We start from the raw sequence: 18,689 nt of genomic DNA, 5'->3' as shown, positions 1-18,689 counted from the left end.
AAGACCGGCTTGACAGCAGATCACGGACCAACCGTTCGCGAACCAACCGGTCGCGGGGGGGGGGGCGGGGCCCCGCCCCCCCCCCCCCCCCCCCCCCCCCCCCCCCCCCCCCGACCCCCCATGAGACGGAGACGCACCAGGAGATGAGCACATGTTTCTGAAGAGGCGCCGGACGCGCGTGAAGGGATGGCAGTCCACCTTCTCCGGCATGACCGGGCTATGGCTGATCGCGCCGTTCCTCCTCGTGGCCGGCGTGCTGATCGTCTACCCCTTCGTCGAACTGCTGCGGACCGCGTTCGGCGCGCCCAACGGGTTCGGCAACGTCGGCGACTTCTTCGCCAGCCCGGCGGCGCGGCGCACGCTGTGGGTGACCTGTGTCACCTCGCTGATCGTCACCGCGATCGTGGTGGTGATCGGCGCCGTGCTCGCCTGGTCGCTGCGCACCACCAGGAGCCGGCTGACCCGCGTGGTGATCGCGCTGGCCGTGTTCCTGCCGCTGTGGATGGGCGCGGTGATGAAGATCTACGCCTTCACCGTGCTGCTGGAGCGCTTCGGCGTGGTCAACGGCACGCTGACCTCGCTCGGGCTGATCGACGAGCCGATCCAGATGCTGAACACCACGTTCGCGGTGGTGGCCGGCATGACCTACCAGATGCTGCCGTACGCGGTGCTGCCGCTGCTCGCGGTCTACGTCACCATCGACCTGAACCTGGTGCTGGCGGCCGAGAGCATGGGCGCCTCGCGGGTCCGGGCGCTGCGCGACGTGGTGGTGCCGCTGGCGCTGCCCGGCCTGATGGCCTCGACGGTGATCGTCTACGTGATCTGCATCGGCTACTACCTGACGCCGGTCCTGCTCGGCGGGGCCACGGCGCCGTTCTCCGCGAGCCTGATCGCCGACGACATCTTCAACCTGTTCCAGCCGCAGCAGGCGGCGGTGTCCTCGGTGCTGCTGCTGATCGTCGCGGGCCTGGTCATCCTGGCCGGGCTGCGCCTGGTCGGCAAGGAGCGGATGCGGAGGGCGCTGGGATGACGACCGACACCCTTCCACCCACTCTGCCGCCGCCCGCCGCGCCGGGGAACGGTCCACGGACCGTGCCGGACACGGTGGCCCGCCGGATCGCGATGCGCGGCGCGAAGACGACCGACCTGGTGGTGCGCACGCTCGCGGTGCTGTTCCTGGGCGTGCCCATCGTGTGCGTCGTGGTGCTGTCGTTCTCCAACGCCGAGGTGCTGCAGTTCCCGCCCCAGGAGTGGGGCCTGCGCCAGTACCGGTCGTTCTTCGGGTCGGACACCTGGATCGACGCGATGACGCTGTCGTTCAAGCTGGCCACCGTCTCGGCGGCGCTCTCGCTGCTGATCGGCATCCCGGCGGTGTTCGCGCTGTACCGGTCCCGGCTGCGGCTGAAGGGCCTGTTCCAGGCGATGGGGCTGAGCCCGCTGGTGATCCCGGGCGTCGCCTACGCCGTGGCGCTCTACACGCTGTTCGTGCAGTTCCGGCTCACCAGCAGCCTGGCCGCGCTGGTGGTGACGTACGCGGTGCACGGCCTGCCGTTCGTGCTGCTGATCGTCGGTTCGGCGATGGCCCGGCTGCCCGCCGAGATCGAGCTGGTCGCGATGACCCTCGGCGCGTCCCGGGTGCGGGCCATGACCGGGATCACCCTGCGGCTGCTGCTGCCCGCCATCGGCGCGGCCTACATCTTCGCGTTCATCAGCAGCTTCGACGAGGCGGTGCTCATCAACTTCCTCGGCGGCCCGGGGACCGTGACGCTGCCCAAGGCCATCTTCGACAACGTCAAGACGGGACTGGATCCCAACATCACCGCGATCGCGACCCTGCTCATGCTGGGCACCGGTGTCGTCGGCGCGCTCGCATTCATGCTCCGGAGGAAGACTTGAACGTCAGGGCACGGAAGAAGCCGCGGCAGGAGGTCGTGGCCGACGCCCCGGCACCGCCGGCACCGCCGTCCGCGCCGGCCGGGCTGGAGCTGCGCGGGCTGGTCAAGCGCTTCGGCGGGACCGAGGCGCTGCGCGGCATCGACCTGGTCGCCGACCGGGGCAACTTCGTCACCGTGCTGGGGCCCAGCGGCTCGGGGAAGACCACGATCCTGCGCGTCGTCGCGGGGTTCCTCTCCCCTGACCAGGGCGAGGTGCTCATCGACGGCCGCGACGTGACCCGGGTGCCCCCGGCGTCGCGCGAGATCGGCATGGTGTTCCAGAACTACGCGCTGTTCCCGCACATGACGGCCGCGGACAACATCGCCTACGGCCTGAAGATGCGCCGCTGGCCGAAGCCGGACCGCGACCGGCGGGTGGCCGAGATGCTGGAACTGGTCGGTCTGGGCGCGCTCGGCGCCCGGCTGCCGCGCGAGCTGTCCGGCGGGCAGCAGCAGCGGGTGGCCGTCGCCCGCGCGCTGGCCTTCCGGCCGCAACTGCTGCTGATGGACGAGCCGCTCGGCGCGCTGGACCGCGAACTGCGCATGCGCATGGCGGTGGAGCTGCGGCGGCTGCACCACGAGGCGGCGGCGACGACCGTCTACGTGACGCACGACCGTGAGGAGGCGCTGACCCTCTCGGACTGGATCGTCATCATGCACGACGGGCGGATCGACGCCATGGGCACCGCCGAGGAGCTGTACACCCGGCCGCGCAACGGGTTCGTGGCGAGCTTCTTCGGCGGGCACAACGTGGCCGAGGCCACCATGGCCGGGGTCACCGGGGAGCGGGCGCGCGTCGGCTTCGCCGGGTGCGAGCTGGAGGTCGCCTGCGGGCAGCCGCTGGAGCCGGCCGAGCGGGTCGGGCTGAGCATTCCTGAGGAGGCGCTGGGCCTGACCCCCGCCGGGCCGGCCCCGGCCCGGCTGGAACTGCACGTGCTCGACGACCTGTACCTGGGCAACGCGGTGCGGGTCACCGTCCGCACCGCCGACGGCGTGCGGCTGCGCGCCGTCCTGCCCCACGACGCCCGCGACTCGATCCGGCACGGCGGCGAGCTGACCGCGTACCTCGACACGACCCAGGTGGTGGCGGTGCCGCATGAGCACTGAACCTATTGGCCCTGACCGAACATATCGTCAGCCCGCGCTCGCGGATCTGCTGAACCCGAAGAGCATCGTGATCGTCGGACTGTCGGCCCGCCCCGGCTCCACCGGCATGCGCATCCTCGCCAACCTCCAGCGGTCCGGCTTCGGCGGCACGGTGTACGGCGTGCACCGCAGCGGCGAGGACGTCGAGGGCGTCCCGGTCTACCGGACGCTTGCCGACGTGCCGGAGATCCCGACCGTGGCACTGCTCTGCACGCCGGGCGAGACCGTGCCCGAGCTGGTCGAGCAGGCCGGGCGGAAGGGCTGCCGTGGCGCGGTCGTCTACGCCTCGGGGTTCGAGGAGACCGCCGACGGCGCGGCGCGGGCCGCCCGCCTGCGCGAGTCGGCCGCCCGCCACGGCATGAGCGTGGTCGGCCCGAACTGCCTGGGCCTGTTCAACCCCGGCCGCGACCTGTGGCTGACCGCCGCCGACTTCGGCACGGACCTGCGTCCCGGCCCGGTCGCGGTGGTGTCGCAGTCCGGGTCGGGGTGCATCCTGCTGGCCGGTTCCGGGCGGCTCCGGTTCTCCTACGTGGTCTCCAGCGGCAACGGGACCGTGACCGGGCTGGCCGACTACCTCGACCACTTCGTGCAGGACCCCGCCACCCGCGCGGTCGGCGTCGTGGTGGAGGGCCTGAGCGACGCCGAGGGCGTGCTGGCCGCGGTCCGCAAAGGCCACGACAACGGCGTCGCGGTGGTGGCCCTGAAGGTCGGCCGGACCGAGCTGGGCGCGCGCAACGTCGCCTCGCACACCGGCGCGATCGCCGGGGACGCGCGGGCCTACGAGGCGTTCTGCCGCAGGGCCGGGATCGTGACGGTCACCGACTACGACGAGCTGACCGAGGCACTGGTCGCGCTCTCGACCATACGCACCGCCCCGGCCGGGGACCGCGTGGCGTTCCTCGGCCTGTCCGGCGGCGAGATCGGGCTGATCGCCGACGTCGCCGCCGACTTCGGCGCCCACCGGGACGGCGGCGCGGTACGGCTGGCCGAGCTGTCGCCGGGCACCCGCGAGGAGCTGGCGCGGATCCTGCCGGAGTTCGCCACGATCGCCAACCCGCTGGACGGCACCGGCCAGTTGGTCGGCGACCCCGAGCGGTTCGGACGGCTCGCCGCCGCCGTGGCCGGTGACCGGGCGGTGGACCTGCTGGCCGTCGTCCTGGACGCGCCGCCGTCGCTGGGCGAGCGGCTGGCCGGCTCCTACGGCCGCCTGCTGGCGACCCTGCCCGGCGTCCGGGAGGGCTCCGGCACGCCGGTCATGGTGCTGTCCAACTACGGCGGCGGGCTGCACCCGTTCACCGAGCGGGCGCTGGCCGGCTCGGACATCCCGGTAGTGCACGGCACCCGCGCCGGGATGGCGGCCGTCGCCGCCGTCACCGCCGGGCGCGGGCGGGCACCCGGTACGGCCGAGGCGCACGAGGCGCGGCCGGAGTCGCTGTCCGCCGTGCGCCGTGCCCTTTCCGCCTCGCCGTCCGGGCAGGTCTCCCACGACGTGCTGGCCGAGCTGGCCGAGCGGTACGACCTGCCGCTGCCCCGCCGGATCGCCGCCGACACCGCCGCCGGCGCGGTCGCGGCGGCCGAGTCGATCGGCTTCCCCGTCGTGCTCAAGACCGCCTCGCCGAAGGTGGTGCACAAGAGCGACGTCGGCGGTGTCGCCGTCGGCCTGGCCACGCCCGAGCGGGTGCGCGAGGCGTACGAGGCCGTGACCTCCTCGGTGGCGGGTCACCTCGGCGAGGCCGCGCCGCAGGTCGTGCTGGAGGAGATGGTCACCGGCGGCGTCGAGGCGTTCGTCGGCTGCGGGCTCGACCCGGTGTTCGGCCAGGTGCTGGCGCTCGGGGCGGGCGGCACGCTGGTCGAGCTGCAGCCCGACCCGGCGCTCTCGCTGCTGCCGGTCTCATCGGAAGAGGTCCGCCGGATGGTGGCCGGCACACCCCTGGCCCGCCTGTTCGCCGGTTACCGGGGCGCCCCGCCCGCCGACGCCGAAGCCTTCGCCGGCCTCGTCCAGCGGGTCGCGCGGCTGGCCGCCGACCTGCGCGTGGCCGAGGTGGAGATCGACCTGAACCCGGTCGCCGTACTGCCACGGGGGCAGGGCGTGCGGGTGCTCGACCTCCGGATCGTCGCGGCGGCCGGACCCCGTGTCCCCGACTCCCAGACACCCGCCGACCAGGAATAGGAAGACCCGCCGTGGACTACGCAACGATCCTGTACGAGGTGGACGACGCGGTCGCCACCGTCACCCTGAACCGGCCCGAGGTCATGAACGCCCTGTCGGCCGACCTGGAGCGGGAGCTGCACGACGCCCTGCGCCGCGCCGGAGCCGACCCGGAGGTGCGCGCGATCATCCTGACCGGCCGGGGCCGGGCGTTCTGCTCCGGCTACGACATGTCGGCCGTCGAGGGCTCCTCCGACCCGGCCGCTCGCTACCCGTCGGAGGTCATCTCCACCTGGTACGAACGCAACCAGGCGGAAATGGACCACCTGCGGGAGATCTGGAGCCTGTCCAAGCCGGTGATCGCGGCGGTCAACGGCTGGTGCATGGGCGGCGGGTTCTGGTACAGCCTGGCCTGCGACATCACCATCGCCTCCAGCGACGCGGTGTTCGCCCAGCCGGAGGTGCGGATGACCTCCAGCTCCATCTTCCTGTTCGCCGCGCTGTGCGGCTGGAAGAACGCCAACCGCTACGCCCTGACCGGCGACCACTTCGACGCGACCGAGGCGCTGCGCATCGGCGTGGTCAACGAGGTCGTCGCGCCGGAGGACCTGCTGCCCGCCGCGCGGCGGCTGGCCCGGCGCATCGCGCTGGTGCCCGCCTCGTCGGTGCGGCTGAACAAGGCCATCACCATGCTGGGCCTGCGCGCGTCCGGCCTGGACAGCGGCCTGCTGCTGAACGGCGCGCTGAACGCGATGGCGCACTCCTCCTACGGCCCGGACCGCGAACGGCTGAACGAGGCCAAGGCCGAGGGCGGGCTCAAGGCGTTCCTGAGGGCCCGCGACGAGCCGTTCCTGCCGGAGCCGTTCGGCCCGAAGTCCGCGAAGCCCAGCGAATAGCCGGCGGCTCACACATGACCGGCGGCTCACACATGAACGGAGGAAAGCGGATGGCGGGAACGGCGGGAGCACGGACGGTCCGGGCGCCGCACGGCGGTGACCTGACCTGCCGGGGCTGGGCGCAGGAGGCGGCCCTGCGGATGCTCATGAACAACCTGGACCCCGATGTCGCCGAGCGTCCTGAGGACCTCGTCGTCTACGGGGGCAACGGCCGTGCGGCGCGGTCCTGGCGGGACTTCGACGCGATCGTGGCGACGCTGCGACGGCTGGCCGACGACGAGACCATGCTGGTGCAGTCGGGCCGTGCGGTGGCGGTGTTCCGCACGCACGAGTGGGCGCCCCGGGTGCTCATCTCCAACGCGATGATCGTGCCGGAGTGGGCCACGCTGGAGGAGTTCCGCCGGCTGGAGGACGCGGGGCTGACGATGTTCGGCCAGATGACGGCCGGTTCGTGGGCCTACATCGGGTCGCAGGGCATCCTGCAGAGCACGTTCGAGACGTTCGCGGCCGTGGCCGACCGGCGCTTCGGAGGAACGCTGGCGGGCACCCTGACGGTCACGGCGGGCCTCGGCGGCATGGGCGGCGCGCAGCCGCTGGCGATCACCATGAACGGCGGGGTGGTCCTGTGCCTGGAGGTCGACCAGGCCAAGATCGACCGGCGGATGCGGCTGGGCTACCTGGACGCCCAGGCCGACGACCTCGACCACGCGCTCGCCGTCGCGCTGGCGGCCAAGGACCAGCGGCGGGCCCTGTCCATCGGGCTGCGGGCCAACGCCGCCGAGGTGCTGCCCGAGATCGTCTCTCGCGACGTCCCCGTGGACATCGCCACCGACCAGACCTCGGCGCACGACCCGCTGCTGTACGCCGTCCCTGGCCTTTCCGAGCGGGAGACCGCCGACCTGCGCGCCAACGACCCGAGGACCTACGTGCTGCGCGCCCGCGCGAGCATGGCCGACCACGTCAGGGCGCTGTCCGCGCTGCACGACCGGGGCACGGAGGTCTTCGAGTACGGCAACGGCATCCGCGTGGAGGCCGACCTCGGCGGGTTCAAGCGGGCCTTCGACTTCCCCGGCTTCATCGCCGCCTACATCCGCCCGCTGTTCTGCGAGGCCAAGGGCCACTGCCGGTGGATCGCGCTGTCCGGCGACCCGGCCGACATCGCCGTCATCGACGCCGCGATGCTGGAGGAGTTCGCCGACAACCAGTCGGTCACCCGGTGGCTGCGGCTGGCCGCCCGCCACGTCCGCGTGCAGGGCCTGCCCGCGCGCACCTGCATGCTCGGCTACGGCGAGCGCGCCCGCGCGGGCAAGGTCATCAACGACCTGGTCCGCGACGGCAAGGTGCGCGCGCCGGTCGCGATCGGCCGCGAGCACCTGGACTCGGGCTCGGTCGCCTCCCCCTACCGGGAGACCGAGGGCATGCTCGACGGCAGCGACGCCATCGCCGACTGGCCGGTGCTCAACGCGCTGCTCAACGCGTCCAGCGGCGCGACGTGGGTCGGCGTGCAGCACGGCGGCGGCACCGGGATCGGCCGGTCGGTCCACACCGGCATGGTGGTGATCGCCGACGGCACCCCGCTGGCCGCGCTGCGCGTGGACCGGGTGATGACCAACGACCCGGGCAGCGGCGTGGTGCGCCATGCCGACGCCGGATACCCGCGCGCCGTCGAGTTCGCCGCAGAGCAGGGCATCTGGACGCCGAGCCTGTCGGTAGAGGCCGGGAAGGGGACCCCGTGAGCGTGGCACCGCTTTCCGGCATCCGCGTCCTGGAGTTCGGCCACTACATCGCCGGGCCGTTCTGCAGCCAGATCCTGGCCGACCAGGGCGCCGACGTGATCAAGGTGGAGCCGCCGGAGGGCGACGCCAGCCGCAGCACGATCACCCTGTCGTACAACGACGTCTACTTCCACGCGCTGAACCGCAACAAGCGCAGCGTGATGCTGGACCTGAAGTCCGGCGAGGCGCAGGAGGCCCTGGTCGAGCTGCTGCGCACCGCCGACGTGCTGGTCACCAACTACGCCGTCGGCATCCCCGAGCGCCTCGGCTTCGGCTACGAGCGGGCCAGGGAGATCAATCCGGCGCTGGTCTACGTGCACGCCAGTGGCTTCGGCAACGACAGCCCGTACGCCAGGCGGCCGGCGTTCGACGGCATCATCCAGGCGATGTCGGGCCTGGTGCACCTGACCGGGGAGCCCGATGGCACGCCGATGCAGGCCGGGCTGTTCGTGCCCGACCACGTCACCGGCCTCTACGCCGCCCTCGCGGTGATGTTCGGGCTCAGCCGCAGGCAGGCGAGCGGCGAGGGCTCGTTCACCGACCTGAGCATGCTGGACGGCATGGTCTCGCTGCTCGGCCCGTGCCTGGCCGAGGTGCTCCAGCTCGGCGTGAGCCCGATGCGGGTCGGCAGCAAGGTGCGGCGGTCCTACGCCGGGACCTACACCGCGTCCGACGGCCACATCTACCTGGCGCCGATGACCACGCGGATGTGGACGGCGCTGGCCGGGGTGGTGGAGGCGCCGGAGCTGCTGCCCTACTTCACCGGCCCGGCCGCGGACAGCAGGCTGGAGCACCGCGCCGAGCTGGACCTCCTCATCGAGCGGTGGACCCGCGCGCGCCCGGTGGCCGAGGTCGCCGAGCGGATGGGCGAGGTCGGCGTGCCGTGCAGCCCGATCTTCAGCGTGGACCGGGTGGCGGCCGACCCTCACGTGCTGCACCGCCGGATGGTCCGGTCCATCCCCCTGGAGGACGGCAGCGGCGAGGTGTTCGTGCCGGGCTCGCCGCTGCCGGTGATCGACACCGCGTTCTCCTCGGGGCCGCCGTCGATCGGGCAGCACACCAAGGAGATCATCGGCGCCGCCGCGGGCGACGCCGGCCGTACCCAGGAATCGACGACCGAACTCCGGAGTGACCTTTGCTAGCCGTCTACGCGACCGCCCCCGCCCCGAACGACCCGCTGTCGGCGCTGGAGGTGGGCGAACGCCCCGATCCCGTGCCCGCGGAAGGGTGGACCACGGTCGAGGTGAGGGCCGCCGGGCTCAACCACCACGACCTGTGGACGCTGCGCGGCGTCGGCATCGCCGCCGACCGCTTCCCGATGATCCTCGGCTGCGACGCGGCGGGGGTGGACACCCGGACCGGCGAGGAGGTCGTCGTGCACGCGGTCGTCGCGAGCCCCGGCTGGAGCGGTGACGAGACCCTCGACCCGGCCCGTTCGCTGCTGAGCGAGAAGCACCAGGGCACGCTCGCGCGGTACGTGAGCGTGCCCGCACGCAACGTGGTGCGCAAGCCCCCGGAGCTGTCCTTCGAGGACGCCGCCTGCCTGCCGACGGCGTGGCTCACCGCCTACCGGATGCTCTTCACCAAGGCGGAGGCGCGCCCCGGCCAGACCGTGCTGGTGCAGGGCGCGTCCGGAGGCGTGGCGTCCGCCGCCATCGCGCTGGGACGCGCGGCGGGCCTGCGGGTGTGGGCCACCGCGCGCACCGAGGCCAAGCGCGCGGCGGCGCTGCGGCTGGGCGCGCACCGGGCGTTCGAGCCGGGCGCGCGGCTGCCGGAACGCGTGGACGCGGTCGTGGAGACCGTCGGCGAGGCGACCTGGGCGCACTCGATGAAGGCGCTGCGTCCCGGTGGGCGGCTGGTGGTCTCCGGCGCGACCAGCGGCGCGGCGCCGCCCGCCGACCTGAACCGGCTGTTCTTCCTGCAACTGGAGGTCGTGGGCTCGACCATGGGCACCCGGCGTGAGCTGGAGGACCTGATGGCCCTGCTGGTCCACACCGGCCTGCGCCCGGCGATCGACCGCACGCTGCCGCTGGCCAAGGCCGCCGACGGGCTCGCGGCCATGCTGGCGGGCGAGATGGTGGGCAAGATCGTGCTCATCCCCTGAACACGCCAGGATGAGTACGGGTATGCCAGGGGCCGACTCACCACGTAACGCCCCGTACAGTGAGGACGCGCGTACGAGTGAGCAAGGAGAACCCGTGTTGCATGAGAGACTGTCGCCGATCTACGACAACGTCCTGCGCCGCAATCCTGGAGAGATCGAGTTCCACCAGGCGGTGCGTGAGGTTCTGGAAAGCGTCGGCCCGGTCCTCGGCAAGCACCCCGAGTACGCCGAATCCAAGATCATTGAGCGGATCTGCGAGCCCGAGCGGCAGATCATCTTCCGCGTCCCGTGGATGGACGACCAGGGCGAAGTGCAGATCAACCGCGGCTTCCGGGTGGAGTTCAACAGCGCGCTCGGGCCGTACAAGGGCGGGCTGCGCTTCCACCCGTCGGTCTACCTGGGCATAGTCAAGTTCCTGGGGTTCGAGCAGATCTTCAAGAACAGCCTGACCGGGCTGCCCATCGGCGGCGGCAAGGGCGGCTCCGACTTCGACCCCAAGGGGCGCTCCGACCATGAGGTCATGCGCTTCTGCCAGAGCTTCATGACCGAGCTGTACCGGCACATCGGCGAGTACACCGACGTGCCGGCGGGTGACATCGGCGTGGGCGGCCGGGAGGTCGGCTACCTGTTCGGCCAGTACAAGCGGATCACCAACCGCTACGAGTCCGGCGTGATCACCGGCAAGGGCCTGGTGTACGGCGGCGCCCAGGTGCGCCGCGAGGCCACCGGCTACGGCTGCGCGTTCTTCGTGGACGAGATGCTGCGGGCGCGCGGCACCTCCTTCGACGGCAGGCGCGTCGTGGTCTCCGGCTCCGGCAACGTGGCCCTCTACACCATCGAGAAGGTCACCCAGCTCGGCGGCGTGGTGGTGGCCTGCTCCGACTCCTCCGGCTACGTGCTTGACGAGAAGGGCATCGACCTCGACCTGCTCAAGCAGATCAAGGAGGTCGAGCGCGGGCGGCTCGACGCCTACGCGGCCCGGCGCGGCGAGCACGTCGGCTTCGTGCCCGGCCGCAGCGTGTGGGAGGTGCCGTGCGAGGTGGCCATGCCGTCGGCCACCCAGAACGAGATCAGCGGGCGCGACGCCGCCGAGCTGGTGCGCAACGGGTGCATCGCGATCGGCGAGGGCGCCAACATGCCGACCACCCCGGAGGCCATCAAGGTCTTCCTGGACGCGGGCGTCGCGTTCGGCCCCGGCAAGGCGGCCAACGCGGGCGGCGTCGCCACCAGCGCCCTGGAGATGCAGCAGAACGCCAGCCGCGACTCCTGGACCTTCGAGTTCTCCGAGCAGCGGCTGCACGAGATCATGAAGGACATCCACGGCCGCTGCCTGGAGACCGCCGACGAGTACGGCATGCCGGGCAACTACGTCGCCGGCGCCAACATCGACGGCTTCCGCCGCGTCGCCGACGCGATGCTCGCCCTCGGCCTCATTTGATCCCCTGATCCGGGCGGCCCGGCTCCGCGGAGCCGATCCGCGCCGCCACGGGTGCCGCCGGGCTAGCGTGCTGTCGTGCCGATCATTTATCTGCCGTATCACCTGGATGAGCACTTAGCCGCCCTCGACCTCCCGCTGCCCGCCGGGATCGAGGCCACCGAGCCGGTCGTGGAGCTGCCGCGCGAGGACGTATGGGCGCGCCTGGCGGGGCTGTACGAGGCGGTCGCCCGGGTCGTCGAGGAAGAGGCGCGGAGCGGGACGGTGGCCACGGTCGTGTCCGGGGACTGCACGATCTCCATCGGGATGGCCGCGGGCCTGCAGCGGGCCGGGATCGACCCGGCGATCGTCTGGTTCGACGCGCACGGCGACCTGCAGACGCTGGAGACCACCACCTCGGGCTACCTCGGCGGGATGGCGCTGCGCCTGCTCGGCGGGTACCGGTCCGACCTGATCGCCGGGCCGCTGGGGCTGAGCCCGCCGGCGGAGGACCGGGTGGTGCTCGTGGACGCCCGCGACCTCGACCAGGCGGAGGCCGACTACCTGGCCTCGTCCGCGGTGCGGCGGCTGGCGCTCGGCGAGGTCTCGGAGGAGACGCTGCCCGCCGGGCCGCTGCTGGTGAACTTCGACCTCGACATCGTCGATCCGGCGGAGCTGCCGGGCCTGCGCTATCCGGCGGCCGGTGGGCCGGCCCCCGCCGCCCTGCTCCGCGCGGCGGAGACCGTCTTCGCCACCGGGCGGGTGGCCGCGCTCAACGTGGCCTGCACCTGGGATCCGGGGCACCCCGAGGCCGACGAGGTGCGCCGGGAGCTGATCGCCGGGGCCCTGGCCGCCCTGCGGGCCGGGGGAGCCTGACCGGTCAGGGAGTGGCGTCGAACGGGGCCAGCAGGGTGCGCAGCAGTGCGGCGAGGGCGTCGCGCTGCTCGCCCGGCATCGAGCCGAGCAGGTCGTGCTCGCGGCGCAGCAGGTCGGCGAACGCGGCGTCGACGCGGGCCTGGCCGGACGGCGTGAGCGACACCAGCACGCCCCGGCGGTCCTCGGGGTCGGGGCGGCGGCGGACGAGCCCGGCGGCGGTTAGGCGGTCGATGCGGTTGGTCATGGTGCCGGAGGTGACCAGGGTGGCGCGCAGCAGCGCTCCCGGGCTCAGCTCGTACGGCTCGCCGGCCCGCCGCAGCGTGGTCAGCACGTCGAACTCCCAGGGTTCGAGCCCGTGCTCGGCGAAGGCCGCCCGGCGGGCCCGGTCGAGGTGGCGCGCGAGCCGCGAGATCCGGCTGAGCACCCGCAGCGGCTCCACGTCGAGATCGGGCCGTTCCTGCCGCCACGCGGCGACCAGCCGATCGACCTCGTCCACCTCATCTGTCATGGCGCGATTCTATCTCTCTTGACATCGAGATATCTCGTTCGCTATCAATTATCTTGATGTCAAGAGATATGTGGGACCCCGAGGTCTATCGCCGCTACGCGGACGAACGCGCCCGGCCGTTCTTCGAGCTCGTCGGCCGGGTCGGCGCCGCACGTCCCCAGTATGTCGTGGACGCCGGGTGCGGGCCCGGCGAGATGACCGCCGAACTGGCCCGGCGCTGGCCCGAGGCGCGGGTGCACGGCTTCGACTCTTCACCCGCCATGATCGCGAAGGCGGCGGGCCACGCCACCGAGCGGCTCGCCTTCGAGGTCGCCGACCTGCGCGAGTGGCGTCCGGAACGCCCGGTGGACGTGCTGGTCTCCAACGCCGTGCTGCAGTGGCTGCCCGAGCACCGCGAACTGCTGCCGCGCTGGGTGGACGGGCTCGCCCCCGGCGGGTGGCTCGCCTTCCAGGTGCCGGGCAACTTCGAGGCGCCGACGCATGCCACGGTTCGTGAGCTGTGCCGTAGCCCGGCCTGGCGTGACCGGCTGGGCGACCTGGCCAGATACGACCCGGTCGGCACGCCGTCGGAATACCTCGACCTGCTCGCCGGGCTCGGCTGCGGGGTGGATGCCTGGGAGACCACCTACGTGCACGTGCTGCCGGGGGAGGACGCGGCGTTCAACTGGGTGAGCGGCACCGCGCTGCGCCCGCTGTTCGAGCGGCTCGGCGAGGGACCGGAGCGGGAGGCGTTCGCCGCGGACTGCCGCAAGGTGCTCGGCGCGGCGTATCCGCGCAGGTCATACGGCACGCCGTTCGAGTTCAGGAGGGTGTTCGTGGTGGCCCGGCGACCCCCGGGATGAGGACCCGAAAGTTGTTAACCTTTCGGTGGCATCATGGCAACGTACTCGCTACCTGATGATAAGGCGGGGTTGGCCGTGGCGCTCGAAATCGAAGACAAGTTCGATGTTCCCGTTGACTACGAGATCCCTGAGCTGGCAGGGGTCCGCGGCTGCGCCGAGGTGGTCGGGCCGAAGAGTCACCAGCTCGTCGCGATCTACTTCGACACCGCCGACCTGCGCCTGGCCGCGCGCGGCATCACCCTGCGCCGTCGCCGGGGCGGCGCCGACCCGGGCTGGCACCTGAAACTGCCCAAGGCCAAGGGCGTCCGGCAGGAGATCACCCACCCGCTGACCCGCAGCACCAAGATCGTCCCCGCTGAGCTGGCCACGCTCGTCCTCGCCTACACCCGGGGCAGAGACCTGGTACCGGTGGCCGAGCTGGACACCCGCCGCAACGTCACCTGGCTGAAGGACGCCGACGGCAACACCGCCGTCGAGCTGGCCGACGACCGTGTCAAGGGCACCGTGTTCGGCGACGAGCCGCGCGTCGAGCGCTGGCGCGAGGTGGAGGCCGAGCTGATCGGCGCGGACACCGCCTTCCTGCGCCGGGTCGGCAAGCGGCTGCGCAAGGCGGGCGCGTCGCCCGCGGCGTCCGCCAACAAGCTGTCCCGCCTGCTCAACGGCGCTTCCCAGCGGGTGACGGCCCCGCCCGCGCTCGCCGCCGCCGAGGGCACCGCGGGCGAGGTCGTGCTGCGCTACCTGGCCGCCCAGGTGGCCGCCCTGCTCGCGCAGGACCCCCGGGTCCGCCGCGCCGAGGACGACGCCGTCCACCAGATGCGCGTCGCCTGCCGCCGGACGCGCAGCGCGCTCAAGGCGTTCAAGCGCATCGTCGCCGTGACCCCGGAGACGACCGCGCTGCAGGAGGAGCTGCGCTGGCTCGGCAACGAGCTGGGCGTCGTCCGCGACCTGGAGGTGATCAGGGCCAGGTTCGCCCGCCACTTCGCGGCCCTGCCCGCCGAACTGGTCGTCGGCCCCATCCGCGCCCGGCTGGGCGACGACCTGCTGGCCAAAGAGCAGCAGGGCTACGGGGTGATCCGCGAGACCCTGTCCGGCGAGCGCTACTTCGCCTTCCTCGACTCCCTCGACGCGCTGCTCGCCGCGCCGCCGCTGACCAAGGTCGCCGCCCGGCCCGCCGACGCGCCGCTCGCCGCCGTCGCCGAGCGTGAGTGGAACCGGGTGACCACCGCCTTCGACGTCGCCCAGGCCGAGCCGACCGAGGCCGCCAGGGAGATCGCCATGCACGACGTCCGCAAGGCCGCCAAGCGGGCCCGCTACACGGCCGAGGTGCTCGGCATGCGCGAGCTGGCCAAGCTGGCCGAGTCCGTGCAGGAGACCCTGGGCACCTACCAGGACGGCGTGGTCACCCAGGAACTGCTGGCCGCCGAGGCCGAGACCGCCCGCCAGGCCGGTGAGGACACCTTCACCTACGGCGTGCTGACCGGCCTGGAACGCGGCACCGGCGAGCGCGCCCACGCGGCGTTCCCCGGCGTGTGGGCGGAGACCACGGCCTCCGCCCGCGCGTTCTTCGACGCCCGCCGCTGAGCGGCCCCGATCACGTGCTGTAGCGTTCCAGGCTCACGATCTGGCCCGCACAGTGGTGGAGCACGGCGAACGCGCCCTTGCGCAGATGCGTGTCGCGGGAGGGCGCGGTGTGCCGTCGCCGCCACACCGCCGTGATCAGCTCGGGCAGCGTCTTGCCGTGCCCGCACAGCACGGCGGGGCGCTCGGCGTCGAGTACGTCCAGCGCCAGCCGCAGCGCGCCCGCCGGGTCATGGGCGGTCTCGGCGAGCGCGGGCTCCTGCCGGATCGGCAGGCCGTGCCTTTCCGCGTACGGTTCGAGGGTCTGCACGCAGCGCCGGCTGGGCGAGCTGATCAGCACCTCCGGCCGGAACCCCGTCAGGGCCTCGGCGAGACCCGCCGCCTGCGCGACGCCGTCGTCGTCGAGCGGGCGTTCGTCGTCGTCGCCGGGCCACTCCTGGCGGGATCCGGCCAGCGCGTGCCGGACGAAGATCAGCGGAACGGTGGTGAGCGGCGCGGCCCGCAGGCCGCGCAGCAGCCCGGCGTCCCACTCGTAGGTGAGCCGTCGCCGGGCCTCCTCGACCCGGAGCCAGGCCATCGCGTCGACCTCTTCGGTCACCTCGAAGCCCGGCCCGCCGTCCGCCTGGGCGGCCCAGTAGTCGACCCGCTTGAGCCTGCCGTTCTTCAGGTAGTGGATCGGCGGCAGCGCCCGGCCGAGCACCGCGTCGATACCGGTCTCCTCGCTCACCTCGCGCAGCGCGCCCGCGATCACGTGCTCGCCCGCCTTGAGCTTGCCCTTGGGGAACGACCAGTCGTCGTAGCGCGGACGGTGGACGAGCACGACCTCGGGGTCGCTCTCGTCGCCCCGCCACACGACCGCCCCCGCCGCCCTGATCATGTCGGTGGGGTGGACGTCCGGCTCAGTCATCTATCGTCCTCCACCGACGGGTACCGATGAGGTGGGTCTGCACGTCGAGCAGCGGTTCCCCGTTGTCGTCGCGGTGTCGGCGGACCCATGATCCGTCGGAGTTGAGCCACCAGCTCCCCGTCTTCTCGGACATGTAGAGGTCGAGCAGCTCGCTGAGGTATTCGCGGTGCTTGGCGCTGGTCACCCTGACCAGGGCCTCCACCCGGCGGTCGAGATTGCGGCGCATCAGGTCGGCGCTGCCGATCCAGATCTCCGGACGGCGGCCCGCGCCGAACTCGTAGATCCGGGAGTGCTCCAGGAAGCGGCCGAGCACGCTGCGTACCCGGATGTTCTCCGACAGGCCTGGGATGCCCGGCCGCAGCGTGCAGACCCCGCGCACGCACAGGTCGACCGGCACGCCCGCCCGGGAGGCCCGGTACAGCGCGTCGATCGTCGTTTCGTCCACCAGGCTGTTGCTCTTGATCCGGATCCGCGCCGGACGGCCCGCCTCCAGATGTGAGATCTCGCGCTCGATCCTGGCCACCAGCCCGCCGCGCATCGAGTGCGGCGCCACCAGCAGCCGCCGGTAGGCGGAGTGATGGGAGTAGCCGGTGAGGTGGATGAACAGGTCGGTGACGTCCTCGCCGACCAGCGGGTCGGAGGTGAGCAGGCCGAAGTCCTCGTACAGGCGGGCGGTCTTGGGGTTGTAGTTGCCGGTGCCGATGTGGCAGTAGCGGCGCAGCTCGCCGGAGGGCTCCTGACGCACCGCGAGGGCCAGCTTGCAGTGCGTCTTCAGGCCGACCACGCCGTAGACCACGTGGCACCCGGCCCGCTCCAGCTTGCGCGCCCAGGAGATGTTGGCGTGCTCGTCGAACCTGGCCTTGATCTCCACCACCACGACGACCTGCTTGCCCGCCTCGGCGGCGTCGATCAGCGCGTCCACGATGGGGGAGTCGCCGCTGGTCCGGTAGAGCGTCTGCTTGATGGCCAGCACGTTCGGGTCTTTCGCGGCGTCCTCGATGAACCGCTGCACGCTGGTGGAGAAGGAGTCGTAGGGATGGTGGACCAGCACGTCGCGCTCGCGCAGCACGGCGAACAGGTCGTCCTCGGCGTGGACGGCCTCGGCGGGCACGAACGGCCGGAAGCTCAGCTCGCCCCGGTCGAGGTCCGCGATCGCGTGCAGGCCGGTGAGGTCGAGCGGGCCGGGCAGCCGGTAGATCTCGTGGTCGGCGACGTCGAGCTCGTCCACCAGCAGGTCGAGCACCTCGTCGGTGATGCTCTCCTCGACCTCCAGCCGGACGGCCGGCCCGAAGCGCCGGTTGCGCAGCTCGCGCTCCAGGGCCTGCATCAGGTTCTCGGTGACGTCCTCGTCCACCTCCAGGTCCTCGTTGCGGGTGACCCGGAAGACATGGTGCTGGAGGATCTCCATGCCCTTGAAGAGCTGGCCCAGGTGCGCGGCGATGACGTCTTCGAGCGGCACGAACCGGTTCGTGGACGCCGCCACGAACCGGGGGAGCTGGCTCGGCACCTTGACCCGGGCGAAGACCTTCGGTCCGGCCGCCGGATTTCGGACCAGGACGGCCAGGTTGAGCGAGAGCCCGGAGATGTAGGGGAACGGGTGGGCGGGATCGACGGCGAGCGGGGTGAGCACCGGGCGGATCCGCTCCCGGAAGAGCTTGCGCATGGCGGTGCGCTCGTCCCTGCCGAGATCGTCCCAGCGGACGAGCTCGATCCCCTCGGCGGTGAGGCTGGGGCGGATCTGGGTGTGGAAGCACGCCGCGTGGCGCAGCGCCAGTTCGTCGGCGATCGCGCCGATCCTGGCCAGCTCCTCGCGCGGCTTCAGCCCGCTCTTGGTGCGCAGCAGCAGGCCCGTGGCCATCCGGCGTTTGAGACCGGCGACCCGGACACGGAAGAACTCATCGAGGTTGCTGGCGAAGATGGCGAGGAAGCGGACCCGCTCCAGGAGGGGAAGCGAGCCGTCCTCTGCCAGTTCCAGCACCCGCTGGTTGAACTGGAGCCAGGACTCCTCACGGTTGAGGAAGCGCTCCTGGGGGAGTGGAGGGTCCTCTTGCCCGTCGGGCGATGGCTGCACGATTTCGGCGGACATATCAACGAATATTGCTCAACTTGTTGAACGGAACGTTAATTTTGGTTCAACGAGCGCTGTCGGTCGCGCGTGCCCGTTACGTTCCCCCTGCACTTCCACTTTAACCTGCTCCGTTGGCGGTGTCCTGGGTCCGGTGGTGCGGTGACGGCGGCAGGCCGCAGCCCACCGCGAGCTCCTCCTGGGGGGCTCCCGAGGGCACGGACAGGGGGGCCGATTCCCCCCCGCCATCGTGCCCGCCATCGTGCCCGCCGTCCTGCGCGGCGGACGGGTGGCCGCCCGCCGTCCGCACCGGCTTGGGCTGGGCCGCGCCGACACGCTCGGCCGCCCGCCGCAGCTTCTCCTGCTCCCTGGCCTCGCGTTCGCGGGCCTTCTCCTGTTCGCGCAGCTCGCGCTCCCTGGCCTTCTCCTGCTCGCGGGCGAGCTTCTCCTGCTCTCTCGCCTCGCGTTCGCGGGCCTTCTCCTGCTCCCGCAGCT

Annotated in this window: 15 protein-coding genes; 12 read left to right on the top strand and 3 right to left on the bottom strand. The window is 72.2% G+C overall.

Translation table 11 applies throughout. The features are described 5' to 3' along the window. Positions 1–151: 151 nt before the first annotated feature. From P3X83_RS19745 to P3X83_RS19700, 10 genes are all read left to right on the top strand, one after another. Positions 152–1,030: an ABC transporter permease gene (locus P3X83_RS19745; RefSeq protein WP_277306599.1), complete on the top strand. Its 879-nt coding sequence runs from the start codon at positions 152–154 to the stop codon at positions 1,028–1,030. Beyond that, positions 1,027–1,896 carry an ABC transporter permease gene (locus tag P3X83_RS19740; protein WP_277306598.1) on the top strand — a complete coding sequence of 290 codons (870 nt, stop codon included), beginning with the start codon at positions 1,027–1,029 and terminating at the stop codon, positions 1,894–1,896. The genes P3X83_RS19745 and P3X83_RS19740 overlap by 4 nt, the downstream gene beginning before the upstream one ends. Next, complete coding sequence (locus P3X83_RS19735) at positions 1,893–3,041, top strand: ABC transporter ATP-binding protein (RefSeq protein WP_277306597.1); 1,149 nt, start codon at positions 1,893–1,895, stop codon at positions 3,039–3,041. The genes P3X83_RS19740 and P3X83_RS19735 overlap by 4 nt, the downstream gene beginning before the upstream one ends. Continuing rightward, positions 3,031–5,250 (top strand): acetate--CoA ligase family protein, encoded by a 2,220-nt coding sequence (locus P3X83_RS19730; RefSeq protein WP_277306596.1) that lies wholly within the window; start codon positions 3,031–3,033, stop codon positions 5,248–5,250. The genes P3X83_RS19735 and P3X83_RS19730 overlap by 11 nt, the downstream gene beginning before the upstream one ends. Before the next feature lie 11 nt (positions 5,251–5,261). Continuing rightward, on the top strand, positions 5,262–6,125 hold the full coding sequence (locus tag P3X83_RS19725; RefSeq protein WP_277306595.1) for an enoyl-CoA hydratase/isomerase family protein: 864 nt from the start codon (positions 5,262–5,264) through the stop codon (positions 6,123–6,125). 50 nt (positions 6,126–6,175) lie between these two features. Beyond that, the gene (gene hutU, locus P3X83_RS19720; protein ID WP_277306594.1) at positions 6,176–7,861 is read left to right on the top strand and encodes a urocanate hydratase; all 1,686 of its coding nucleotides are present in this window, start codon (positions 6,176–6,178) and stop codon (positions 7,859–7,861) included. After that, positions 7,858–9,042 (top strand): CoA transferase, encoded by a 1,185-nt coding sequence (locus tag P3X83_RS19715; RefSeq protein WP_277306593.1) that lies wholly within the window; start codon positions 7,858–7,860, stop codon positions 9,040–9,042. The genes hutU and P3X83_RS19715 overlap by 4 nt, the downstream gene beginning before the upstream one ends. Continuing rightward, a complete protein-coding gene (locus P3X83_RS19710) occupies positions 9,036–10,004 on the top strand; it encodes a zinc-binding dehydrogenase (protein ID WP_277306592.1) in 969 nt (322 codons plus the stop codon). The genes P3X83_RS19715 and P3X83_RS19710 overlap by 7 nt, the downstream gene beginning before the upstream one ends. 94 nt (positions 10,005–10,098) lie before the next feature. Continuing rightward, complete coding sequence (gene gdhA / locus P3X83_RS19705) at positions 10,099–11,442, top strand: NADP-specific glutamate dehydrogenase (protein ID WP_277306591.1); 1,344 nt, start codon at positions 10,099–10,101, stop codon at positions 11,440–11,442. 75 nt (positions 11,443–11,517) lie between these two features. Next, positions 11,518–12,294 carry an arginase family protein gene (locus P3X83_RS19700; RefSeq protein ID WP_277306590.1) on the top strand — a complete coding sequence of 259 codons (777 nt, stop codon included), beginning with the start codon at positions 11,518–11,520 and terminating at the stop codon, positions 12,292–12,294. A gap of 4 nt (positions 12,295–12,298) precedes the next feature. Here the strand turns inward: P3X83_RS19700 and P3X83_RS19695 are convergent, their stop codons facing one another. Continuing rightward, the gene (locus tag P3X83_RS19695; RefSeq protein WP_277306589.1) at positions 12,299–12,802 is read right to left on the bottom strand and encodes a MarR family transcriptional regulator; all 504 of its coding nucleotides are present in this window, start codon (positions 12,800–12,802) and stop codon (positions 12,299–12,301) included. A gap of 56 nt (positions 12,803–12,858) precedes the next feature. Between P3X83_RS19695 and P3X83_RS19690 the strand changes: the two genes are divergently transcribed. Further along, entirely contained in the window at positions 12,859–13,644 is a 786-nt protein-coding gene (locus P3X83_RS19690) for a trans-aconitate 2-methyltransferase (RefSeq protein WP_277306588.1), read from the top strand. A 75-nt stretch (positions 13,645–13,719) separates the two neighbouring features. After that, a complete protein-coding gene (locus P3X83_RS19685) occupies positions 13,720–15,225 on the top strand; it encodes a CYTH and CHAD domain-containing protein (protein WP_277306587.1) in 1,506 nt (501 codons plus the stop codon). A 10-nt stretch (positions 15,226–15,235) separates the two neighbouring features. On the opposite strand, the gene P3X83_RS19680 is transcribed toward P3X83_RS19685, so the two are convergent. Continuing rightward, positions 15,236–16,129, bottom strand: a complete 894-nt coding sequence (locus P3X83_RS19680; RefSeq protein ID WP_277306586.1) for an NUDIX hydrolase — start codon at positions 16,127–16,129, stop codon at positions 15,236–15,238. Further along, positions 16,122–18,215 carry an RNA degradosome polyphosphate kinase gene (locus tag P3X83_RS19675; RefSeq protein ID WP_277306585.1) on the bottom strand — a complete coding sequence of 698 codons (2,094 nt, stop codon included), beginning with the start codon at positions 18,213–18,215 and terminating at the stop codon, positions 16,122–16,124. Before P3X83_RS19675 ends, P3X83_RS19680 begins: the two co-directional genes overlap by 8 nt. Between the last annotated feature and the right edge of the window lie 474 nt (positions 18,216–18,689).

The organism is Spongiactinospora sp. TRM90649 (assembly GCF_029382225.1).
In the GTDB taxonomy this organism is placed as follows: Bacteria; Actinomycetota; Actinomycetes; order Streptosporangiales; family Streptosporangiaceae; genus Spongiactinospora.
Note: the sequence above shows the minus strand (reverse complement) of the source record. Positions and strands in the feature narration are given on the sequence as shown.